This is a genomic window from Chloracidobacterium sp. (genome assembly GCA_025057975.1).
GTDB lineage: Bacteria > Acidobacteriota > Blastocatellia > Chloracidobacteriales > Chloracidobacteriaceae > Chloracidobacterium.
On sequence record JANWUV010000042.1, the window covers coordinates 293 to 703 of the forward strand.

1 protein-coding gene is annotated in these 411 nt (G+C 65.9%); it reads left to right on the forward strand.

Features of this window, described 5'->3' with window-relative positions; genetic code table 11:
* The coding region (locus NZ585_14955) for a glycine dehydrogenase (GenBank protein MCS7081330.1) at positions 1 to 411 on the forward strand (411 nt) is incomplete at both ends.

A 411-nucleotide genomic window follows, 5' to 3' on the forward strand; every position in this document is an offset into this window, starting at 1 on the left:
GCATTACCGCCAGGTTGTCCGCACCTACACCCAGGGCCTGGGCCTGAAAATCATCGGCGACGACGACCTGACGCGCAGCTTGGAGGACACGGCAAAGCTCATTGACCGGGACACGCTCATCTTCATCGTCCAGTCGCCCAACTTCTTCGGCCAGATCGAGCGGCTAGACGGCCTGGCGGCGCAATGCCACGCCGTCGGCGCATTGTTCTGCGTCTCGGCAGACCCGGTCTCGCTGGGCCTGCTTAAGCCGCCGGGCCAGTACGGCGCGGATATCGTCGTCGGCGATGGGCAGGCGCTAGGGCTGCCGCTCTCCTTCGGCGGGCCGTACGTTGGTTTCTTCGCCACCCGTAAGGAGTATGTGCGCAAGATGGCCGGCCGGCTGGTGGGCGAGGCGCGCGATAGAAACGGCCG